This window comes from Ferrimonas sediminicola (assembly GCF_005116715.1).
Classification (GTDB): Bacteria; Pseudomonadota; Gammaproteobacteria; order Enterobacterales; family Shewanellaceae; genus Ferrimonas; species Ferrimonas sediminicola.
In genome coordinates this window covers 289,190-308,157 of sequence record NZ_SWCI01000004.1, presented here as the reverse complement: position 1 = coordinate 308,157, position 18,968 = coordinate 289,190, and the positions used below count along the sequence as shown (strand labels likewise).

19 protein-coding genes are annotated in these 18,968 nt (G+C 61.5%); 11 read left to right on the top strand and 8 right to left on the bottom strand.

Annotated features, from left to right (window positions below; genetic code table 11):
* Positions 1-7 precede the first annotated feature (7 nt).
* On the bottom strand, positions 8-856 hold the full coding sequence (gene ispE, locus FCL40_RS09060) for a 4-(cytidine 5'-diphospho)-2-C-methyl-D-erythritol kinase (protein WP_136852952.1): 849 nt from the start codon (positions 854-856) through the stop codon (positions 8-10).
* The gene (lolB, locus tag FCL40_RS09055; protein WP_136852950.1) at positions 856-1,455 is read right to left on the bottom strand and encodes a lipoprotein insertase outer membrane protein LolB; all 600 of its coding nucleotides are present in this window, start codon (positions 1,453-1,455) and stop codon (positions 856-858) included. Before lolB ends, ispE begins: the two co-directional genes overlap by 1 nt.
* A gap of 145 nt (positions 1,456-1,600) precedes the next feature.
* On the opposite strand from lolB, the gene hemA reads away from it, so the two are divergent.
* From hemA to kdsA, 6 genes are all read left to right on the top strand, one after another.
* A complete protein-coding gene (gene hemA, locus FCL40_RS09050; RefSeq protein ID WP_136852948.1) occupies positions 1,601-2,851 on the top strand; it encodes a glutamyl-tRNA reductase in 1,251 nt (416 codons plus the stop codon).
* A gap of 29 nt (positions 2,852-2,880) precedes the next feature.
* Positions 2,881-3,960 (top strand): peptide chain release factor 1, encoded by a 1,080-nt coding sequence (gene prfA, locus FCL40_RS09045; RefSeq protein ID WP_136852946.1) that lies wholly within the window; start codon positions 2,881-2,883, stop codon positions 3,958-3,960.
* A 2-nt stretch (positions 3,961-3,962) separates the two neighbouring features.
* Positions 3,963-4,808, top strand: coding sequence for a peptide chain release factor N(5)-glutamine methyltransferase (prmC, locus tag FCL40_RS09040; RefSeq protein ID WP_136852944.1), 846 nt, complete (start codon positions 3,963-3,965; stop codon positions 4,806-4,808).
* Positions 4,808-5,191: a SirB2 family protein gene (locus FCL40_RS09035; RefSeq protein WP_136852942.1), complete on the top strand. Its 384-nt coding sequence runs from the start codon at positions 4,808-4,810 to the stop codon at positions 5,189-5,191. The genes prmC and FCL40_RS09035 overlap by 1 nt, the downstream gene beginning before the upstream one ends.
* Positions 5,192-5,317: 126 nt before the next feature.
* A complete protein-coding gene (locus tag FCL40_RS09030) occupies positions 5,318-6,565 on the top strand; it encodes a DUF819 family protein (RefSeq protein WP_136852940.1) in 1,248 nt (415 codons plus the stop codon).
* Positions 6,566-6,838: 273 nt separating this feature from the next.
* A complete protein-coding gene (gene kdsA, locus FCL40_RS09025; RefSeq protein ID WP_136852938.1) occupies positions 6,839-7,690 on the top strand; it encodes a 3-deoxy-8-phosphooctulonate synthase in 852 nt (283 codons plus the stop codon).
* A 52-nt stretch (positions 7,691-7,742) separates the two neighbouring features.
* On the opposite strand, the gene FCL40_RS09020 is transcribed toward kdsA, so the two are convergent.
* Positions 7,743-7,970, bottom strand: coding sequence for a hypothetical protein (locus tag FCL40_RS09020; RefSeq protein ID WP_136852936.1), 228 nt, complete (start codon positions 7,968-7,970; stop codon positions 7,743-7,745).
* A 142-nt stretch (positions 7,971-8,112) separates the two neighbouring features.
* Between FCL40_RS09020 and FCL40_RS09015 the strand changes: the two genes are divergently transcribed.
* The 4 genes from FCL40_RS09015 to rlmM are packed head-to-tail and all read left to right on the top strand — an operon-like array spanning position 8,113 to position 11,113.
* Positions 8,113-9,039: a transcriptional regulator GcvA gene (locus FCL40_RS09015; protein WP_136852934.1), complete on the top strand. Its 927-nt coding sequence runs from the start codon at positions 8,113-8,115 to the stop codon at positions 9,037-9,039.
* 9 nt (positions 9,040-9,048) lie between these two features.
* A complete protein-coding gene (locus FCL40_RS09010) occupies positions 9,049-9,669 on the top strand; it encodes an alpha/beta family hydrolase (protein WP_136852932.1) in 621 nt (206 codons plus the stop codon).
* Complete coding sequence (locus tag FCL40_RS09005) at positions 9,666-10,049, top strand: DUF423 domain-containing protein (RefSeq protein WP_229360302.1); 384 nt, start codon at positions 9,666-9,668, stop codon at positions 10,047-10,049. The genes FCL40_RS09010 and FCL40_RS09005 overlap by 4 nt, the downstream gene beginning before the upstream one ends.
* Positions 10,046-11,113, top strand: a complete 1,068-nt coding sequence (rlmM, locus tag FCL40_RS09000) for a 23S rRNA (cytidine(2498)-2'-O)-methyltransferase RlmM (RefSeq protein WP_136852930.1) — start codon at positions 10,046-10,048, stop codon at positions 11,111-11,113. Before FCL40_RS09005 ends, rlmM begins: the two co-directional genes overlap by 4 nt.
* Positions 11,114-11,169: 56 nt before the next feature.
* Here rlmM and FCL40_RS08995 read toward each other — a convergent pair whose 3' ends face one another.
* Positions 11,170-12,177 carry an isocitrate dehydrogenase gene (locus FCL40_RS08995; RefSeq protein ID WP_136852928.1) on the bottom strand — a complete coding sequence of 336 codons (1,008 nt, stop codon included), beginning with the start codon at positions 12,175-12,177 and terminating at the stop codon, positions 11,170-11,172.
* A gap of 428 nt (positions 12,178-12,605) precedes the next feature.
* Between FCL40_RS08995 and FCL40_RS08990 the strand changes: the two genes are divergently transcribed.
* Positions 12,606-15,350: a S9 family peptidase gene (locus tag FCL40_RS08990; protein WP_136852926.1), complete on the top strand. Its 2,745-nt coding sequence runs from the start codon at positions 12,606-12,608 to the stop codon at positions 15,348-15,350.
* 64 nt (positions 15,351-15,414) lie between these two features.
* Here the strand turns inward: FCL40_RS08990 and FCL40_RS08985 are convergent, their stop codons facing one another.
* The 4 genes from FCL40_RS08985 to ppnN all read right to left on the bottom strand — a co-directional run bounded on the left by FCL40_RS08985 (position 15,415) and on the right by ppnN (position 18,762).
* Complete coding sequence (locus FCL40_RS08985) at positions 15,415-15,852, bottom strand: DUF3192 domain-containing protein (protein WP_136852924.1); 438 nt, start codon at positions 15,850-15,852, stop codon at positions 15,415-15,417.
* 88 nt (positions 15,853-15,940) lie between these two features.
* A complete protein-coding gene (locus FCL40_RS08980; RefSeq protein ID WP_136852922.1) occupies positions 15,941-16,633 on the bottom strand; it encodes an SDR family oxidoreductase in 693 nt (230 codons plus the stop codon).
* 10 nt (positions 16,634-16,643) lie between these two features.
* The gene (locus tag FCL40_RS08975) at positions 16,644-17,414 is read right to left on the bottom strand and encodes a 5'-3' exonuclease H3TH domain-containing protein (RefSeq protein WP_169307055.1); all 771 of its coding nucleotides are present in this window, start codon (positions 17,412-17,414) and stop codon (positions 16,644-16,646) included.
* Entirely contained in the window at positions 17,389-18,762 is a 1,374-nt protein-coding gene (gene ppnN / locus FCL40_RS08970; RefSeq protein WP_136852918.1) for a nucleotide 5'-monophosphate nucleosidase PpnN, read from the bottom strand. The genes FCL40_RS08975 and ppnN overlap by 26 nt, the downstream gene beginning before the upstream one ends.
* Positions 18,763-18,968: the final 206 nt, after the last annotated feature.

Below are 18,968 nucleotides of genomic sequence, written 5' to 3'. Positions count from 1 at the left end.
CTCCGTGTTACGGATGCTGGCACCGCTCCAACAGAGGTGAGCGGTTGCAGCCGCGGGCAACGAATCCCTGCCACTCATTGGGCAGTTCGGCATAGGCATTCAGCGCCTCTTCGCGGGTGGAAAAGGTGCCAAAAACACAGCTGCCGGTGCCGGTCATTTGAGACGGCGCGTATTGTATCAACCAGCCCAAGGCGTTTGCAACTTGACCATGGGTTTGCAACACCACTGGGGTGCAATCATTGTGCCACTGGCTTGGGCGAAGCTCAGGCTGAGCCAGTTTCGGGGTGTTTCGGATCAGGTTGGGGTGGCCGAATATCTCGGCGGTGGCAACCTCGACCCCCGGGGCGATCACCAGGTACCAGGGCTCATCGATCTCGACGGGACGCAGCTTTTCGCCGACGCCATCGGCGACTGCGGCGCGCCCGCGGACAAACACCGGCACGTCGGCGCCCAGGCTCAGCCCCAGCGCCGCCAGGGTATCCTCATCCAGGTTCAACTTCCACAGGGCATTGAGGGCCACCAGGGTGGTGGCGGCATCGGATGAACCGCCGCCCAGGCCGCCTCCCATGGGCAGCCGTTTCTCCAGTTCGATAGTGGCGCCCAGGGTGCAACCGGTGTGGCGTTGCAGCAGCCGGGCGGCGCGGACGATCAGGTTGTCTTCATTGGCGATCCCCTCGACCGCAGGGAGCAGGCTGACCTCGGCGTCGTCGGTGACGCTGAAGTGCAGGGTGTCGCCGTAGTCGAGGATCTGGAACAGGGTCTGCAGCTCATGATAGCCGTCGCCGCGGCGACCATTGATGTGCAGGAACAGGTTGAGTTTGGCGGGGGCGGGCCAGTTGCGGCTTGGGGTAGGCATTACCTAGAGGACTCCGGTTGCCAGTCAGAAAGCGCCAATTTTAACCTGTTGTCTCCCTGGCGCAAGCTGACCATTCTGGGGATGCGGTATCCCTCAACTTGTTGCCATCCTTGATAATTCATCTGCCAGGGAGGCTGACTGGGATCCAGGGTCAGGATCACCTGGGCCGGCCAGCCGTTGGCGTCCAGCACCATTTCCCCCTCATCCTGTGATCCCTGCCCAAGAATCCAACGAGAAAGATCGGTCAAGGGAACTGGCCAGCCAGTTAGGCGTCCTAACAGTTCAGAAGTGTTGTCACCGGTGTAGGTTTGGTCCTGGTAACGGATCTTGGCCCCATTTTCCGAAGCTTGGAGGGTGATCAGGGTTGAGCCGAACAGGTTGGTCAGTCTAAGATCGTCGCGGTTGCCATCATGCTGCCAGTGAAGATTGACCGATAATCGCTCATCCGGCTGGATAATGGCCAGCTTCCCCTTGAGCTGCCAACGGGTTAAATCTGTTGGTGAAGCGGAGTCCCTGGATGCGGGGGGGGCAGTGGCACAGCCGGACAACCACATTAAAAATAAGGCAATGAAATAAGGGTGATATCGGCGTTTAAGCATAAATTACCTGTTTTGTGCACTGTACCACAATCAGCAACATAACCATTGTTTAGAGTCGACAACCACCTTTCAAGGTTGCGCGTTTGCGCATAGAATTGCGCAAATCTCGACCCATGTTCAAATTTCGGGTTTAAGCTGGAGAACCATGACGTTAGTAGCAATTGGGATCAACCACAAGACCGCCAGTGTTTCCCTGCGGGAGAAGCTGGCTTTTGGACCGGACATCCTGGGCGATGCCCTGAAAAGCGTGTCCAAGCTTACGCCCACTGGCGAAGCGGTGATCCTATCTACCTGCAACCGTACCGAACTCTATATCAACCGTGCCGACAGTGAGTCCCTGGTCAACTGGCTGGTGGAGTACCACAACCTGCCGGAGGATGAAGTTCGAGCCAGCCTCTATCTTCACGAAAACCAGGCTGCGGTCAAACACCTTCTGCGCGTCTCCGCCGGGCTGGACTCCCTGGTGCTGGGCGAGCCCCAGATTCTGGGTCAGATCAAGCAGGCCTTCGGCAATGCCCATCAGCACGGTACCGTGTCTCATACCCTGGATCGCATGTTCCAGCACACCTTCAAGGTGGCCAAGAAGATCCGGACCGAGACCGAGATCGGCGCCTCGGCGGTCTCCGTGGCCTTCGCCGCGGTCAACCTGGCCAAGCACATCTTCGACAACCTTACCGACTCCAATGTGCTGTTGGTGGGGGCCGGCGAAACCATCGAGTTGGTCGCCCGTCACCTCAAGGAAGCGGGGGTGACCAAGATGACTGTGGCCAACCGCACCTTGAGCCGTGCCGAAGGGATGGCCGATGAGTTCGGCGCCAAGGTGGTGACCCTGCCTCAGATCCCCGAGTGTCTGCCCCACGCCGACATCGTCATCTCCTCCACAGCCTCACCCCTGCCGATCCTGGGCAAGGGGATGGTGGAAAACGCCCTGAAACAGCGCCGCCAGCAACCCATGCTACTGGTGGACATCGCCGTCCCCCGGGACATCGAGTCTGAGGTGGGCGAGCTGGAGAATGCCTACCTCTACACCGTGGACGACCTGCAGGGCATCGTTCAGAAGAACATGGAATCGCGCCTGGAGGCCGCCGAGCAGGCCGAACTCATCGCCGACGAGCAGTCTGCCGAGTTCATGGACTGGTTGCGCAGCCTGGACTCCATCGACACCCTGAAACAGTTCCGGGACCAGAGCTTGGCGACCAAAGAGCAGATACTCGAGCGCGCCATCGCCAAGCTGAAGTCCGGTGCTCAAGCGGAGCAGGTGCTGAGCGAGTTGGCCAACAAGTTGACCAACAGATTGATCCACGCTCCGACCCAGGCGCTGTCCCAAGCCGCCCGCACCGGTGACCTGAATTCCCTTGACCTCTTGCGTAAGGCCCTTGGCATCAACGACAATTAGCGCCAGCGTTATTTGTCAAAGTTGAAAACATGAAGCCTTCCGTTATTGCAAAACTAGAGGGCTTGCTCGAGCGTTATGAAGAGGTTCAGGCGCTGCTGGGCGAGCCCGAGGTGATCTCCGATCAAGATCGTTTCCGTGCCCTTTCCAAAGAGTTCTCCCAGCTGGAGGAGGTGGCCAAGGCCTTTACCGCCTACCGCCAGGCCGGTGAGGACATCGAAACCGCCCGGGAGATGCTCGACGATCCCGACATGAGGGAGATGGCGGAGGAGGAGCTCAAGGAAGCCCAGTCGGTCCGTGACACCCTGGAGGGTGAGCTGCAGATCCTGCTGCTGCCCAGGGATCCCAAGGACGATTCCAACGCCTTCATCGAGATCCGTGCCGGTGCCGGTGGTGACGAGGCCGCCATCTTTGCCGGTGACCTGTTCCGCATGTACAGCCGTTATGCGGAAGCCAAAGGGTGGCGCATCGAACTGATGTCCGCCACCGAGGGGGAGCATGGTGGTTTCTCCAAGGTGATCGCCAAGCTCTCCGGGGAGGGTGCCTATGGGGTGATGAAGTTCGAAAGCGGCGGTCATCGGGTACAGCGGGTCCCGGCCACCGAGTCCCAGGGGCGTATCCACACCTCCGCCTGCACCGTCATCGTGATGCCTGAGCTGCCGGAAGCGGAGCAGATCGAGATCAACCCCGCCGATCTCAAGGTGGACACCTTCCGCGCCTCCGGTGCCGGTGGCCAGCACGTGAACAAAACCGACTCCGCCATCCGCATCACCCACCTCCCTACGGGGGTGGTGGTGGAGTGCCAGGATGAGCGCTCCCAGCACAAAAACCGTGCTCGGGCGATGTCGATCCTGGCTGCGCGGCTGCAGGCGGCGGAGGATGAGAAACGCCGCAACCAGGAGCAGAGCTCCCGCCGCAACCTGATGGCGTCCGGTGACCGCAGCGAACGGATCCGCACCTACAACTACCCGCAGGGTCGGGTCACCGACCATCGCATCAACCTGACCCTCTATCGTCTCAACGAGGTGATCGAGGGGGATCTGGACGCCCTGGCCCAGCCCATCCTCCAGGAGCACCAGGCGGATCTGCTGGCCGCTCTGGCGGAGGAGTAGGCGTGCGTCTGGATCAGGCCCTGACCCATGGGGCCGACCGCCTTCACGGGGGGGACTCACCCCAGTTGGATGCCCAGCTGCTGCTGTGCTTCCTGCTGGATAGGCCCAGGACCTACCTCTATACCTGGCCCGAACGGGAGCTGACGTCTGAGCAACTGGCTCAGTACGAGGTCCTGCTGGCCCGGCGGGCCGCGGGGGAGCCGGTGGCCCATATCACCGGTGTTCGCGAGTTCTGGTCGCTGCCGCTGAAGGTCAATTCCAGCACCCTGATCCCCAGGCCCGACACTGAAGCTCTGGTAGAGTACGCCCTGGGGCTGGCCTTGCCCGGCGGCAGTGCCGTGGTGGATCTGGGCACCGGCACCGGGGCGATCGCCCTGGCCCTGGCCAGCGAGCGGCCAGACTGGGTGGTGACGGCGGTGGATCTCAAGCCTGAGGCGGTCGCCCTGGCCAAGGTCAACCGGGACGCCCTGGGGCTGGAGGTGGAGATTTTACAGAGCAGTTGGTTCGGTTCTCTCGAAGGCCGGCGCTTCGATCTGGTGATCTCCAACCCCCCCTACATCGAGGCGGCGGATCCGCACCTGGGCCAGGGGGATGTGCGCTTTGAGCCGCTCTCCGCCCTGACCTCCGGAGAGGACGGGTTGGTGGATATTACCCATATTGTTGAAAAAGGACGCCAATTCCTCAATGATGGCGGCACCATGGTGCTGGAGCACGGTTATAACCAGGGAGCGCAGGTGCGGGCCCTGTTTGGGCGCTTCGGCTATACCGAGGTTGGGTCTGGCAAGGACCTGGCCGGAAGGGAAAGATACAGTTTTGGCCGCCTGGCGGCGGCAACCAAGGAGATTTGATGGACGCACTCTATCCTGGAGTCAAACACTTCCACCTACTGATGATCGGCATGAGCGTAACCCTGCTGACCCTGAGGTTCATCTGGAGCATGAGCGGCTCCCGCTTCATGAACCGCCGTTGGGTCAAGGTGTTCCCCCATGTGATCGATACCCTGCTGCTGCTGTCGGGGGCGACGCTATGCTTCATGATCAAGCAGTACCCCGGCTCCAGCCCCTGGCTGACGGAAAAGCTGTTGAGCCTGGTGGCCTACATTCTGCTGGGGGTATTTGCCATGAAGAGCAGGGGCAAGCTGCTGAGGATACTTGCCTTTTTCGGTGCGCTGGGGTGGTTGGGAATGATTGCCAAGGTGGCGATGACCAAGACGCCCATCCTGCTGAGCTAAAAGATTTTTATGGCGCCTACGGCGCCATCTTTATGGCCTTCGGGCCATGTGTCACGGCGCGTCCCAAGAGGCGTCCGGACAGTGAGACACCGGCTGAGACCGGTGAATTAGAAAACAGAGGAAGATATGCAACAGGTACTGTTTACCAACCCGGCCACGGTGCTGGGTCTTTTGATGCTGGTGTTGGGGGCGGTGTTCTACACTCACCAGAGCCGCCACCCCTTCTGGCAAAAGTTCTACCAGTTCGTGCCGGCGCTGCTGCTGTGCTACTTCATTCCGTCGCTGCTCAACAGCTTTGGGGTGATTGATGGTGAAGACAAGACCCTGTATTACATGGCGTCCCGTTTCCTGCTGCCCACGGCGCTGGTGCTGCTGACCCTGAAGCTGGATCTGCGGGCCATCGCCCGCCTCGGGCCCAAGGCGATCATCATGTTTTTCACCGGCACCCTGGGGATCGTCATCGGCGCCCCCATCGCCTTGCTGGTCACCTCGGCGCTGTTTCCTGAACTGCTTGGTGATCATGGACCCGAGGCGGTGTGGCGTGGCATGACCACGGTAGCGGGCAGCTGGATCGGCGGTGGGGCCAACCAGACCGCGATGAAGGAGATCTACGGTGTGGGGGATACCATCTTCTCGGCGATGATCGCGGTGGATGTGATTGTCGCCAACGTGTGGATGGCGGTGCTGCTGTTTATGGCGGGTAAGGCCAGGGAGATCGATGCCGCCAATGGCGCCGACGCCTCCGCCATTGAATCCCTCAAGCAGAGGATGTCCCACTGGGAGGCCAACAATGCCCGCATGGCCCATCTGAATGATCTGATCTTCATCGTCGCCATCGGTTTCGGCGTCACCGGCCTGGCCCATGTCGGGGCGGATCTGCTGGGCCCCTGGTTTGAGCTGAACCACCCGGAACTGGAGCGCTACAGCCTCGGTTCCAAGTTTTTCTGGATCATCGTCATCGCCACCGCGGTAGGCATCGGCCTCTCCCTGACCCGGGTAGCCAAGCTGGAGGAGGCGGGGGCGTCCAAGGTGGGATCCGCCTTTATCTATGTGCTGGTGGCGACCATCGGCATGCACATGGACATCAAGGCGATCCTGGATTCCCCGGTCTATTTCCTGCTTGGCGGCATCTGGATGCTGGTGCACGCCTCGCTGATGTTGCTGATGGCCAAGTTGATTAAAGCGCCGCTGTTCTACATGGCGGTGGGCAGCCAGGCCAATGTCGGTGGCGCGGCCAGTGCCCCGGTGGTGGCCAGCGCCTTCCACCCCAGCCTGGCGCCGGTGGGCGTGCTGCTGGCGGTTTTGGGCTACGCTGTGGGAACCTATATGGCCTGGTTCTGCGGACAGATACTGCAAGTATTGGCGGGAGGGTAGAGCCTGTTGATTTTTGCTGAATCGTTTTGCGCCAATGCGCGCTCAAAGTGATCGCAACTATCATCGGGAATCAGGCTGTGCTGACTAAAACCGGGTAAAATCAGGCGTCCTTCGGGGCCGGACTGACGACAACCACTCCACGTCGTTCGATTTTGACGTAGACCCACTATGCCAGCTATCGAACTCCTTGATTGGTTGTCGTCATCCTCGGCCAAAATCTAAACACCAAAGATCAACAGGCCCTAGGCCTCCCCATTAATGAAGAGAGTTGTTATGCAAAATCGCACTATTGAAGTGGGTCGGCTCGAGGTCGCCAACGATAAGCCGTTCGTGCTGTTTGGCGGCATGAACGTGTTGGAGTCCCGCGACCTGGCGATGCAGGTGGCGGAGCACTATGTCGAGGTGACCAACAAGCTGGGGATTCCCTACGTATTCAAGGCCTCCTTCGACAAGGCCAACCGCAGCTCCATCCACTCCTACCGGGGACCCGGTATGGAGGAGGGACTGAAGATCTTTCAGGAGATCAAGCAGCAGTTCCAGGTTCCGGTGATCACCGATGTCCACGAGATCCATCAGTGTGCCCCGGTGGCAGAGGTGGCCGACGTGATTCAGCTGCCGGCCTTCCTGGCTCGTCAGACCGATCTGGTGAAGGCGATGGCGGACACCGGTGTGGTGATCAACGTTAAGAAGCCGCAGTTTCTCAGCCCTGGACAGATGAAGAACATCGTCGACAAGTTCAACGAGTGTGGCAACGACAAGGTGATCCTGTGCGAGCGCGGCAGCAACTTCGGCTACGATAACCTGGTGGTGGACATGCTGGGTTTCCGTACCATGAAGGAGTGCAGTGGCGGTTTGCCGGTGATCTTCGATGTGACCCACGCCCTGCAATGTCGGGACCCCCTCGGGGCGGCCTCGGGTGGGCGTCGTCATCAGACGGTGGAGCTGGCCAAGGCCGGCATGGCAACCGGTCTGGCGGGTCTGTTCCTGGAAGCGCATCCGGATCCGGACAAGGCCCGTTGCGACGGTCCCAGCGCCCTGCCTCTGGCGGTGCTGGAGCCCTTCCTGGCGCAGATTAAAGCCCTGGATGACCTGATCAAGTCTCAGCCCGATCTGGCCACCTCTTAACACTGTGCCCCTGTCGCCCGACCTTGGCGACAGGGCTTCTTCCTTGCGAGTCTCAGTCGGCCAGGGTGGCTTTGGGGGCGGGCTGGGTCGCCAGCTCCAGGGGCTCGCTCAGCTCCATGGTGGCCTGTTCGGCCTGCATCTGCTGAACCTGGCGATCCAGTTGTAGCTCGATCTGCTGATGAATCTCGTTGAGGTTAAACTCTACCGCTTCGGGCTGAGCCATGGGGTTGTGCATGGCAACGGCAACTACGGTGGGGATAAGCAGGCTTAAAGTGGTCATGTCGGGCCTCGTCGTTTCAGGAAGAAGGTCAAATTCAGTGCGTTTACGGGGTGAAAAATAGCCGGACGGCATAGTGATAACAAACGATTTAATATAATATTCGGTATTAGAAAATCTTATCCGGTAACCTCGAGGTAACCTTATGTCCCGCCGCCTGCCTCCGCTTAACGCCGTCAAGGCCTTCGAAGCGGCCGCCCGCCACCTTAGCTTCACGCGGGCGGCAGAAGAGTTATTTGTGACCCAGGCCGCAATCAGTCACCAGATAAAGGCCCTGGAAGAGTTTTTGGGATTAAAACTTTTCAGGCGCAGAAACCGCTCCTTACTGCTTACCGAGGAGGGTCAGAGCTACTTCCTGGACATCAAGGATCTGTTCACCCAACTCAGTGATGCCACCGAGCGGCTGCTGGCCCGCAGCGCCAGCGGCTCCCTGACCGTCAGCCTGGCGCCCAGCTTTGCCATCCAGTGGCTGGTGCCCCGCCTGGCCAAGTTTTCCGAGCTACATCCCGAGGTGGATGTACGCATCAAGGCGGTGGATATGGATGAGGGATCCTTGTCCGACGATGTGGATGTGGCCATCTACTATGGCCGGGGTAAGTGGCCGGGCCTGCGGGCAGACATGCTCAGGGCGGAATCCCTGGTACCTGTGTGCGCGCCCTCGCTGCTTGCCGGCTCCAAGCCCCTGAAGGCGCCCGGGGATCTCAAGTTGCACACCCTGCTGCACGACATGTCTCGCCGCGACTGGAAGACCTGGGCCAAGATGGCCGGAGTGGAGCTGCCCAACGTCAGCCAGGGACCGATCTTCAGCCACTCCTCCCTGGTGCTGCAGGCGGCGATCCACGGTCACGGGGTGGCCCTGGGCTACTCGGTGCTGGCCCGGCCCGACATCGAAGCGGGCAGACTGATCTGTCCCATCGACAAGGTGTTGCCCAGTAAGAACGCCTATTACCTGGTGTGCCAGGAGAGCCAGGCGGACCTGGGCAAGATCTCGGCGTTTCGGGAGTGGATGGTGGAGACCTTCCGCCAGGAGAACGAATCGGATCCCATCCCGGCACCGGTCTACGAACCCTGAGGAGAGAGCATGGTTAGAATCGACGGCAATCCCGAGGCCGAACACTGGCTGCTGCTGGGGCATGGCAGCGGCGCCGGCATGGACCACCCCTTCATGGCTACCATGGCCGGGGCCATCGCCGGTGACGACCTGTGTGTGGTGCGTTACGAATTTCCCTATATGCAGACCATCCGGGCTACCAACAGGCGACGTCCCCCTGATAGAATGCCGCGCCTGCTGGAGGCGCTTGACCAGCTGGTGGCACAGTACCGCCGGCATGACCGCATCCTGGCGGTGGGGGGAAAATCCCTGGGAGGCCGGGTCAGTGCCACCTGGGCCATGGACCACCCCGTCGATGGGGTGATCGCCCTGGGTTACCCCTTCCATCCCGTGGGGAAACCGGACAACTGGCGACTGGAGCCGCTGACCCTGGGTCAGGCGCCCACCCTGGTGTTGCAGGGGGAGCGGGACAGCTTCGGTAACCGCTCTGAGTTGGAGGCGATCACCCTGCCGGCCCATGTGTGCCTCGACTACGTCACCGATGGTGACCATGGATTCAAGCCCAGGAAGGCCAGCGGTGTCACCGAGGAGGTGAACCTCCAGCGTGCCGCCGCTACCTGCCGGGCCTTTATTTTAGGATTAAAGAGATGATGAAAAGAGCCCTGATGGCCATGGCCACCTTCGGCGGGGCCATGGCCACTGCCCTGGGCGCCTATGGTGCCCACGGACTCGCCAAGGTGGCGCCGCCGCACCTGGTGGAGAGCTTCAATACAGCGGTGACCTACCAGTTCTTCCACTGCCTGCTGCTGATGGCGGTGGCCCTGTGGATGCGCAGTAACAGCTCCAGGCTGCTGGCCTGGGGCGGTGCGCTGGTGGTGCTGGGGATCCTCGGCTTCTCCGGCAGCATCTATGCCCTGGTGCTGCTGGGCACCAAGGGGATCGGTCTGATCACTCCCCTTGGCGGCATCCTGCTGATCCTGGCCTGGTTACTGCTGTTTGTCGCCGTATGGCGTTGGGAGAGAGTGGCATGAATACCCTGTTGCTGCATTGCCGCCCCGGTTTTGAGAAGGAGTGCGCAGCCGAGATCCAGGACAGCGCCGCTACCCTGGAGGTGTACGGCTTTCCCCGCCTGGAGAAGGACTCCGGCTTCGTGCTGTTCGAGTGCTACCAGAACGGTGACGCCGACAAGCTGATGCACGAGCTGGATTTCCACCGGCTGATCTTTGCCCGCAGCTGGTTCTGCGTGGTGGGACAGCTGACCGACATGCCCCTGGGAGACCGGGTCGGAGCGGTGCTGGCCCACGCCAAGTCCCTGCCCAAGGCGGGCAAGCTGTGGGTGGAGTCCGCCGACGGCGACGCCTACCGTCAGGTACTGCCGTTTTGCAAGAAACTGACCGTGCCCCTGCGTCAGGGGTTGCGCAAGCAGGGGATCCTCACCGCCCAGGAGCGGGAGAAGATGCCGCGCATCCACCTGTTCCTGATCGACAACCAGAATGGCTACGTCGGCTACAGCCGTTCCGACAATGGCTCCCCCTTCTATATGGGGATCCCCAGGCTGAAGTTCCCCAGCGATGCCCCCAGCCGCTCTACCCTGAAGCTGGATGAGGCCTTCCTGGTGTTCCTGAGCGAGGAGGAGGCGGAGGAGCGACTCCACGGCGGCCTGTACGCGGTGGATCTGGGCGCCTGCCCCGGCGGCTGGACCTATCAGCTGGTGCGCCGCGGCATGTTTGTCTCGTCGGTGGACAACGGTGCCATGGCCGACAGCCTGATGGAGACCGGCCAGGTGACCCATTTTGCCGAGGACGGCTTCAAGTTTGTGCCGGATGATCCCCGCATCCACTGGATGGTGTGTGACATGGCGGACAAGCCCCACAGAGTGGCGGCGCGGATGGCCACCTGGATCATCGAGGGGTGGTGTCAGGAGACCATCTTCAACCTGAAGCTGCCGATGAAGCAGCGCTACCAGGCGGTGGCGGAGTGTTTCGGTGAGATGACCGCCATGCTGCGCAAGGCCGGAGTGCGTTACGGCCTGCAGGCCAAGCACCTCTACCACGACCGGGAAGAGATCACCGTTCATCTGTACCGTATCCGCTAAACGGACGAGACAAAAAAAGGGGCCCATCAGGCCCCTTCTCTTTTGCTGTGCGCCCGTTACAGCCGGGCCAGGATGGCGTCGGTGAACTCAGTGGTTCCCGCTTCGCCGCCCAGGTCGCGGGTCACGTGCTCGCCGGCGGCGATGGTGTCGCGGACCGCGTCACGGATACGGGCGGCCTTGTCGCCCATGCCCAGGTACTCCAGCATCTGCACCGCGCCCAGCAGCAGGGCGGTGGGGTTGGCCAGGTTCTGACCGGCGATGTCCGGGGCACTGCCGTGGACCGCTTCGAAGATGGCGGCGTCTTTGCCGATGTTGGCGCCGGGGGCCATGCCCAGGCCGCCGACCAGGCCGGCACAGAGGTCGGACAGGATGTCACCGAACAGGTTAGTGGTGACAATGACGTCGAACTGGCTGGGATCCATCACCAGCTTCATGCAGGTGGCGTCAACGATCATCTCTTCGGACTGGATGTCGGGGTAACGCTCACCCACTTCGCGGGCCACCTTGAGGAACAGGCCGGAGGTGGACTTCATGATGTTGGCCTTGTGGACCGCGGTGACCTTCCTGCGACCCTCTTTGCGGGCCAGTTCGTAGGCGAAAGTACAGATGCGCTCGGCACCTTCGCGGGTGATGATGCTCATCGCCTCTGCGGTCTCACCGTCGTTGCTCACTCGCTGGCCGGCGCCGGAGTACATCCCTTCGGTGTTTTCGCGGATGGTGATGATGTCGACGTTATCGTAGCGCGCCTGAGTACCCTTGAGGGAGAGCACCGGACGGACGTTGGCGTAGAGGTTGAACTTCTTCCTCAGGGTCACGTTGATGGAGGTAAAGCCTTCACCGATGGGGGTGGTGAGTGGCCCCTTCAGGGTGACGCGGTTCTTCTCAATCAGGTTGAGGGTTTTCTGAGGAAGCAGCTCGCCGTGCTTTTCCAGAGCGGTCAGACCCGCATCGGCGAACTCGTAGTTGAAATCACACCCGGCCTTATCCAGTACCTTCAGGGTGGCTTCGATGATATCGGGACCGATCCCGTCTCCGGGGATTACCGTGATATTGCGTTTAGACATGGATACATCCTTCCATAGGTCTCAATGATCCAGCCCCTCTATTTTTGTGACTCTTATCGGGGGCTTTGTTAGCATAGTCGGGCGCCATCTTACCTTTTTTAACGCTGTGGTTACAGCTAGAGAAAGGTCGAAAGGAACTTTTATACCAAGTGCACTGGATATCTGTACACATTCAGAACGTTTCAGTGCCACTGAATCTAGGCGTGGCTGCGAAGACATAGTGGGCCTCTTTCAAGCAGTCACAACAACGAGTCAGTGGCACTGAGGCGTTCCCTCCGGGCTGATTTAACGGGCTTTATGCTGCGTTAGGCAACCTCACTTTAGGGCCACTAGAGCTTTGTTTGCCTGCCTTGCCTAAAGTCCGTTAAATGTCAGCTGAATGAACAGATATTCAATACGCTGGTATCATTACCATTTAGGAGTCACTCTTGAGGATCTGGCATCCCCTCGCCGCCCTGATCGGGCTGGCCTGCGCCTCCGCCACGGCGGCGCCCCTATCCCTGCAACAGATCATGAACTTTGAAACCCTGAAAAATCCGGTGATTGCCGACAATGGCCAGTGGGTGGCCTATGTGGCTCAGCCGGATCGGGGAGAACCTCGGGGCCTGGTTCGGGGCCTGGACGGCGGCCTGTGGCAGGTGGAGCGTGGCGTCGAGCCCATGCTCAGCGCCGACGGCGCCTACGCCCTGTTTGAGCGTAAGGCCCCGCTGTGGAAACAGGAGAACGCCGGCAAGAAGAAGGCGGGCAAGATGGCGGTGGACCGCATCATGGTCAACACCGCCACCGGCGAACAGCGGCTGTTCGAGGCGGTCACCAAGGCGGATTTCTCCGCCGACGGCCGTTTCCTGATGCTGAGCTTCAAGGCCGAAGAGGCCGAGGAGGACAAGGAGGAGGCCAAGGATGATGAGGCCATCGATGCCGACAAGCTGGGCAGCCGTGCCCTGCTGCTGGACCTGAAAAACGGCTCTGAGCTGGCGCTGGCGGCGGTGACCCATTTCGCCCTGGCCCGGGAGGCCAATGTGCTGGTCTACAGCACCAGCCATGAGGATGGGGTGGCCAACGCGGTGATTCGCCGGGCGCTGGACGCCGGTCAGGACAGTGTGTTGTGGCAGCGCCAGGACTGGGGGGCGGCCAGCCTGGCCATCGACGAGTCCGGCGAGGCGGTCGCCTTTACCGCCGCCTACCTAAGGACGGAGGAGGATCACCAGCTGGCTCACCAGCTGTGGCTGGGCCAGGGGGCGCGCCCCGCCAATGCCCTGCCGCTGCCGGATGACGGCATGTTGGTGACAGAACACAGCAAGCTGCACTTCAGCCGCGATGGCCAGCGACTGTTTGTGGGGCGGCAGCTGCCCCTGCCCAAGGAGGGGGAGATTCGCCAGCTGAAGGGCGACGAGGATCTTCAGGATATTGAGGTACTGCGCTCCCGGGTGGCGCTCAATGTCTGGCATGGGGATGACCCACGGATCAAGACTAACGAAATCAAGGAGTACCCCAAGGCCCGCAAGCACAACTACGTCGGTGTCTGGCACCTGGAGGACAAGCGTTTTGTCCAGCTGGCGGATGGCGCGGTGCCGGAGGTGAAGGTCACCGACAACCCCCGCTACCTGCTGGCCAGCAGTGACAGGCCCTACCTGAAGATGATCTCCTGGGCCGGTTTCTACCAGGACTGGTACCTGATGGACATGGAGAGCGGTGAGCGCCGACTGCTGGTGACCCAGGCGGGCAAGGACGACATTCCCAGCCTCTCCCCCCTGGACAATGCCGTTGCCTGGTATGTGCGTGGCCGGCTCTATCGCCACGACATTGCCAGCGGCAATACCACCGAGGTGGTGGGTGGCCCCGAGGCGGGCTTTGCCAACGAGGATCATGATTACCCCTCGCCGGCGCCGGGCTATGGCTTCGGCCCCTGGCTGGCGAATGGTACTGGGGTGCTGGTGTACGACAAGTTCGACATCTGGCGTCTGGACGCCACCACCGGCAAGCTGAGCGCCCTGACTCGGGGACGGCAGGTGAAGTGGCAGTACCGGGTGATCGACACCGACCCGCGCAGCGATCTGGTAGATGGCGCCAGGCCGCTGCTGGTACACGGCTACAATGACTTCGACAAGCGCGAAGGGGTGTACCACCTGAACCTGGCCGATGCCAGTCTCAAGCGGGCCCAGCAGGGGGAGTACAAGTTGAGCTTCGTGGTCAAGGCGGAGGACGCCGACACCCTTCTGTTCAGTAAGCAGCGCTACGATCTCTATCCGGATCTGCTGGCCACCAGCAGCCAGGTGAAGAGCCTGAAGCCTGTCAGCCGTCTCGGAGAGCAGCTCCAGGGGCTGGAGTGGGGCCAGGCCCAGCTGGTGCACTGGCGCTCCAACGACGGCAAGCCCCTCTCCGGGGTGGTGATCACCCCGCCAGGCTACCAGGGGGATAAGCCGCTGCCGACCCTGGTCTACTTCTACCGCTTCATGAGCCAGCGTCTGCACCATTTTCCGCAGATGGCCCTGAACCACAGGCCCAACTTCGCCCAGTATGTCAACGACGGCTATGCGGTATTCCTGCCGGACATCCGCTTCGAGGTGGGTCATCCCGGTCAGTCCTCCCTGGCCTCAATGCTGCCCGGGGTGCAGAAGGTGATCGACCTGGGTATCGCCCAGGCGGGCGCCATCGGCATCCAGGGCCACTCCTGGGCCGGATACCAGGACGCCTACCTGATCACCCAGACCGACATCTTCGCCGCCGCGGTTTCCGGGGCGCCGGTGAGCAACATGACCAGCGCCTACGGCGGCATCCGCCTGGGCAGCGGCCTCACCCGCCAGTTCCAATATGAGTCCGGCCAGTCCCGCATCGGCAAGACCCTGATGGAGGCCCCCCATCTCTATGTGGAGAACAGCCCCATCTTCCATGTGGATCGCATCGACACTCCGTTGGTGATCATGTTCGGTGACGAGGATGACGCCGTGCCCTACCCCCAGGGGATTGAGCTGTACATGGCGATGCGCCGGGCGGGCAAAGCTGTGGTAATGCTGCAGTACGAGGGGGAGCCTCACCACCTGAAGAAGTACCCCAACAAGCTGGACTACAGCGTCAAGATGAAGCAGTTCTTCGATCACTACCTCAAGGGGGCGCCTGTGCCCAAGTGGTGGAGTGACGGGGTCCCCTATCTCAAGCGCCAGGCCGAGGAGTAGGAGCGGGGATCTCCGGCAACACAAAGCGCACCATCTGGTGCGCTTTTGCGTTGGGCGGAGCCGGTCAGTTGGCCGCGTTGACCTGGGGCAGTTCGGGCAGGCCGTTGTTCATGTAGGTCTCCACCGCGTGGTCGCCGATGCCGACCAGTTTGCCGGAGACAAACAGCAACGGGGTGCACTCGTCCTCGGTGGTCTCGCCGTCGCTCCTGACATGGTGGGTGCGGTAGCGCACCAGCTGCATCTCCACACCGTCGACGATCTGGGCGTCATTGAAGTTGGGGGCGCCCAGGGTCTCCATCACCTGCTTCTTGGCATCGCCGAGGGAGAGGCCGGCGATGGTGTTCTGATTGAAGAGCTGGCGATCCTCCCAGTCCATCTCTGCCGGGGTGACGGGGGCGGGGTCGTAGAAGGCGATCACCAGAGCGGCAAACAGGGCATAGCCGCCAATGATCAAACCAATGATTTTAGGGATATTACTGGATGTATTGCGGCGCGGTTCCATGGTCACTTCCTAAAAGAGAGAGCGGCCCTACTTTACCCTCGTCGGGCCGCCTTTTCCACAGCCGGGAAACACTCTGTTAACAATGGAGCTACCAGGGCAGCTCGGTACCGTCGTAGTTGTAGAAGGTGCCGCTGTCCACCAGGGTCAGCTGCTCGATGACGTGGCGCATGCCGCGCACCGACACCTCGGCGGTGATCCAGGCGTTGGGGCCGCCCATGTCGGTCTGCACCCAGCCCGGGTGGAGCAGGGCGACGGCGACACCGCGCGCCTGCAGGTCGATGGCCAGGCTTTTGCCTACGGCGTTAAGTGCCGATTTGGAGGCCCGATAGGCGTAGCTGCCGCCGCTGCCATTGTCGGTGATGGATCCCATCTTGGAGGAGAGCAGCGCCAGCTTGCTTCCCTGGCCCAGGTTGGCCGCCAGGGCCTGAGTCAGCAGCATCGGGGCGGCGACGTTGATGCGCATCACCAGCTCGAAGTGTTCCGGCTGGTACTCGCCGAAGGCCAGGCCCTTGGGGCCGTAGACGCCGGCATTGAGAATCAGCCTGTCCAGGGTGCGCTCCCCCAGGTAGGCGGACAGGGAGTCAAACTGGGCCGGTTCGGCCAGCTCCAGGGCCACCAGTTCCAGCTGGCTGGGGTACTGCTCGGCCAGCTGCTGCAGCGTCTCGGCCTGTTCAGGGTGACGGCAGCAGGCGATGACGGTGTCGCCGTGTCTTAGGTACTGTCGGCAGAATTCGAGTCCGATGCCCCGGTTGGCACCGGTGATCAGGGTTAGGTTGGCCATGTGGTTGTCCTTATCCGGGTGTGGTTCTGGGTATTCTGAATTGATTGAGGCTGCTATCCAGCTTAAGCCCGCATCTGAGCTTTGCCAACTTGTAGCTTAGCTGAGCCATGGGGTAGCCCGCCCGCAGCCTTTCGCCGGTCTTGCCTGATACCACGCCCTCCCTGAACAGGTCGGTGATGGGGTGCTCCGCCAGCAGCCGGCTGGCGGTCTTGGCGCCGATGCCGGGAATGCCGGGGATGCCGTTGCCGCTGTCTCCGGCCAGGGACCAGTACTCCAGCATTCGCGGCGGCGGCAGGCCGAAGCGGTCCAGGCAGGACGCCTCATCCATCCAGCACTGGTCGAAGTGATTCCACTGGCGAACCCCCATGGGATGGAGCTGGTAGAACCCTTTGTCGGTGGAGGCCAGCACCACCTCGCCACCCGCCTTGAGGATCTTATCGCTCAGGGTGGCCAGCACATCATCCGCCTCGGTATCCGCCAGGCTGATGGAGTGAATGCCGATCCGGTCCAGGGCCTGGCGCAGGTCGGCCAGGGTCTGGGCCAGCTCGTCGGGCATGGCTGGGCGGTGGGACTTGTACTCCGGGTGGATCCCCTGGCGCCAGGCGTGGCTGTTCTCGCCGTCCCACACCATCACCGCATGGCTGACGCCATGGTGACGAATCATCTTATGGCAGGCGGCTTGGGTGCGCTCGTAGAGGGCGTCTCGGTCTCCCTGAGGGACCGCCGCATGGATTCGGCGGACCAGGTTCAGGGCGTCAATGAGCAGAACTTTGGCGGACATTGTGGATCTCGTAACACGGGGTGTACTCCCCATCGAGCTTCATTCTACCCTGGCCGACAAAGGCTGCGAGAAGTTTGTCCATCTTTTTCATGATGTTGGGATCGCCATAGAGCTGGAAGGGGCCCGAGCTGCGGATCTGGGCCATCCCCTCCGGCTTGACATTGCCGGCGACGATACCGGAGAAGGCCCGTCGCAGATCCGCCGCCAGCAGGGCAGCGTTCTTCTGGGGCACCAGGTTGAGGTTGGCCATCGCCTCGTGGTCCGGGATGAAGGGCAGCTGAAATTCCGGCTCGATCTTCAGTGACCAGTTGTAGGTGTAGGAGTCGCCCATAAGGCGGCGATGCTGCTGGACCACCGGCATCTGCTGTTTGAGGTGTTTGGCCACCTCCTCCGGATTGTCGATGATGATGCGATACAACTGCTGTGCCTCCTCCCCCAGGGTGGAGACGATGAAGCGGTCGATCTCCTCGAAGTAACTGGCACTCTCCCTGGGGCCGGTGAGGATCAGCGGCATGGGTTGATCGCCGTTGTCCCGGTGCAGCAGGATGCCGATCAGGTACAGCAGCTCCTCCATGGTACCGGCGCCGCCGGGGAAGATGACGATGGCGTGGCCCAGGCGAACAAACGCCTCCAGACGCTTCTCGATGTCCGGCAGGATCACCAGTTCATTGACGATCTGATTGGGGGGCTCGGCGGCGATGATGGAGGGCTCGGTCAGGCCGACGAAGCGGCCATCCTTGATCCTCTGTTTGGCGTGGGCGATGGCCGCCCCCTTCATCGGCCCCTCCATGGCGCCTGGGCCGCAGCCGGTGCAGATGTTCAGCTCCCTCAGTCCCAGCTCGTACCCCACCTCGCGGGTGTACTGGTACTCGGCCCGGCTGATGCTGTGACCGCCCCAGCACACCACCATGTCCGGTGCCGCCTCGGCGGGCAGTGCCTTGGCGTTGCGCAGGGTTTCAAACACCAGGTTGGTGATGTGGTAGGAGTTGGTCAGGTTGAGGTGGCGCAGGGCGTCGAGGCGATCGCCGATATAGAGGATATCCCTCAGCACGGCAAACAGGTGCTCCTGGATGCCACGGATGATCTGGCCGTCGACGAAGGCCTGGGGGGGCGGGTTGGTCAGCTCCAGCTTGATCCCCCTCTCCCGGCGCAGGATGCGTATCTTGAATTCGCTGAACATGGAGAAAAGCTGGGTGGTGTCGTCGGTATGGGCGCCGGACGCCAGCACGGCCAGGGAGCAGTTGCGGTATAGCTGGTAGAGGTCCGAGGCGGCACTCTCCTGCAGTCGCTCCACCTCCAGCTGGGAAAGTTGCACCAGGCTTCCCCTGGGCCTGATCTGTACCTGCATGGGCACCTCCTATTGTTATTAGGGTTTGTTGACCTTTGCTGAATCGCTTTGCGTCAACGTTAGTCTTCTGCGGTACCAGGGGACTCGGAGATCAATCGGGGTGAGTGTGTCTTTGGGAGGGGCATTACGCCCTGCGGGGCCGCTATCCTCGGCCAAGCCTTCACCACCAAAGGTCAACAAGCCCTAAAGGCAGTCATAAAAAAGGC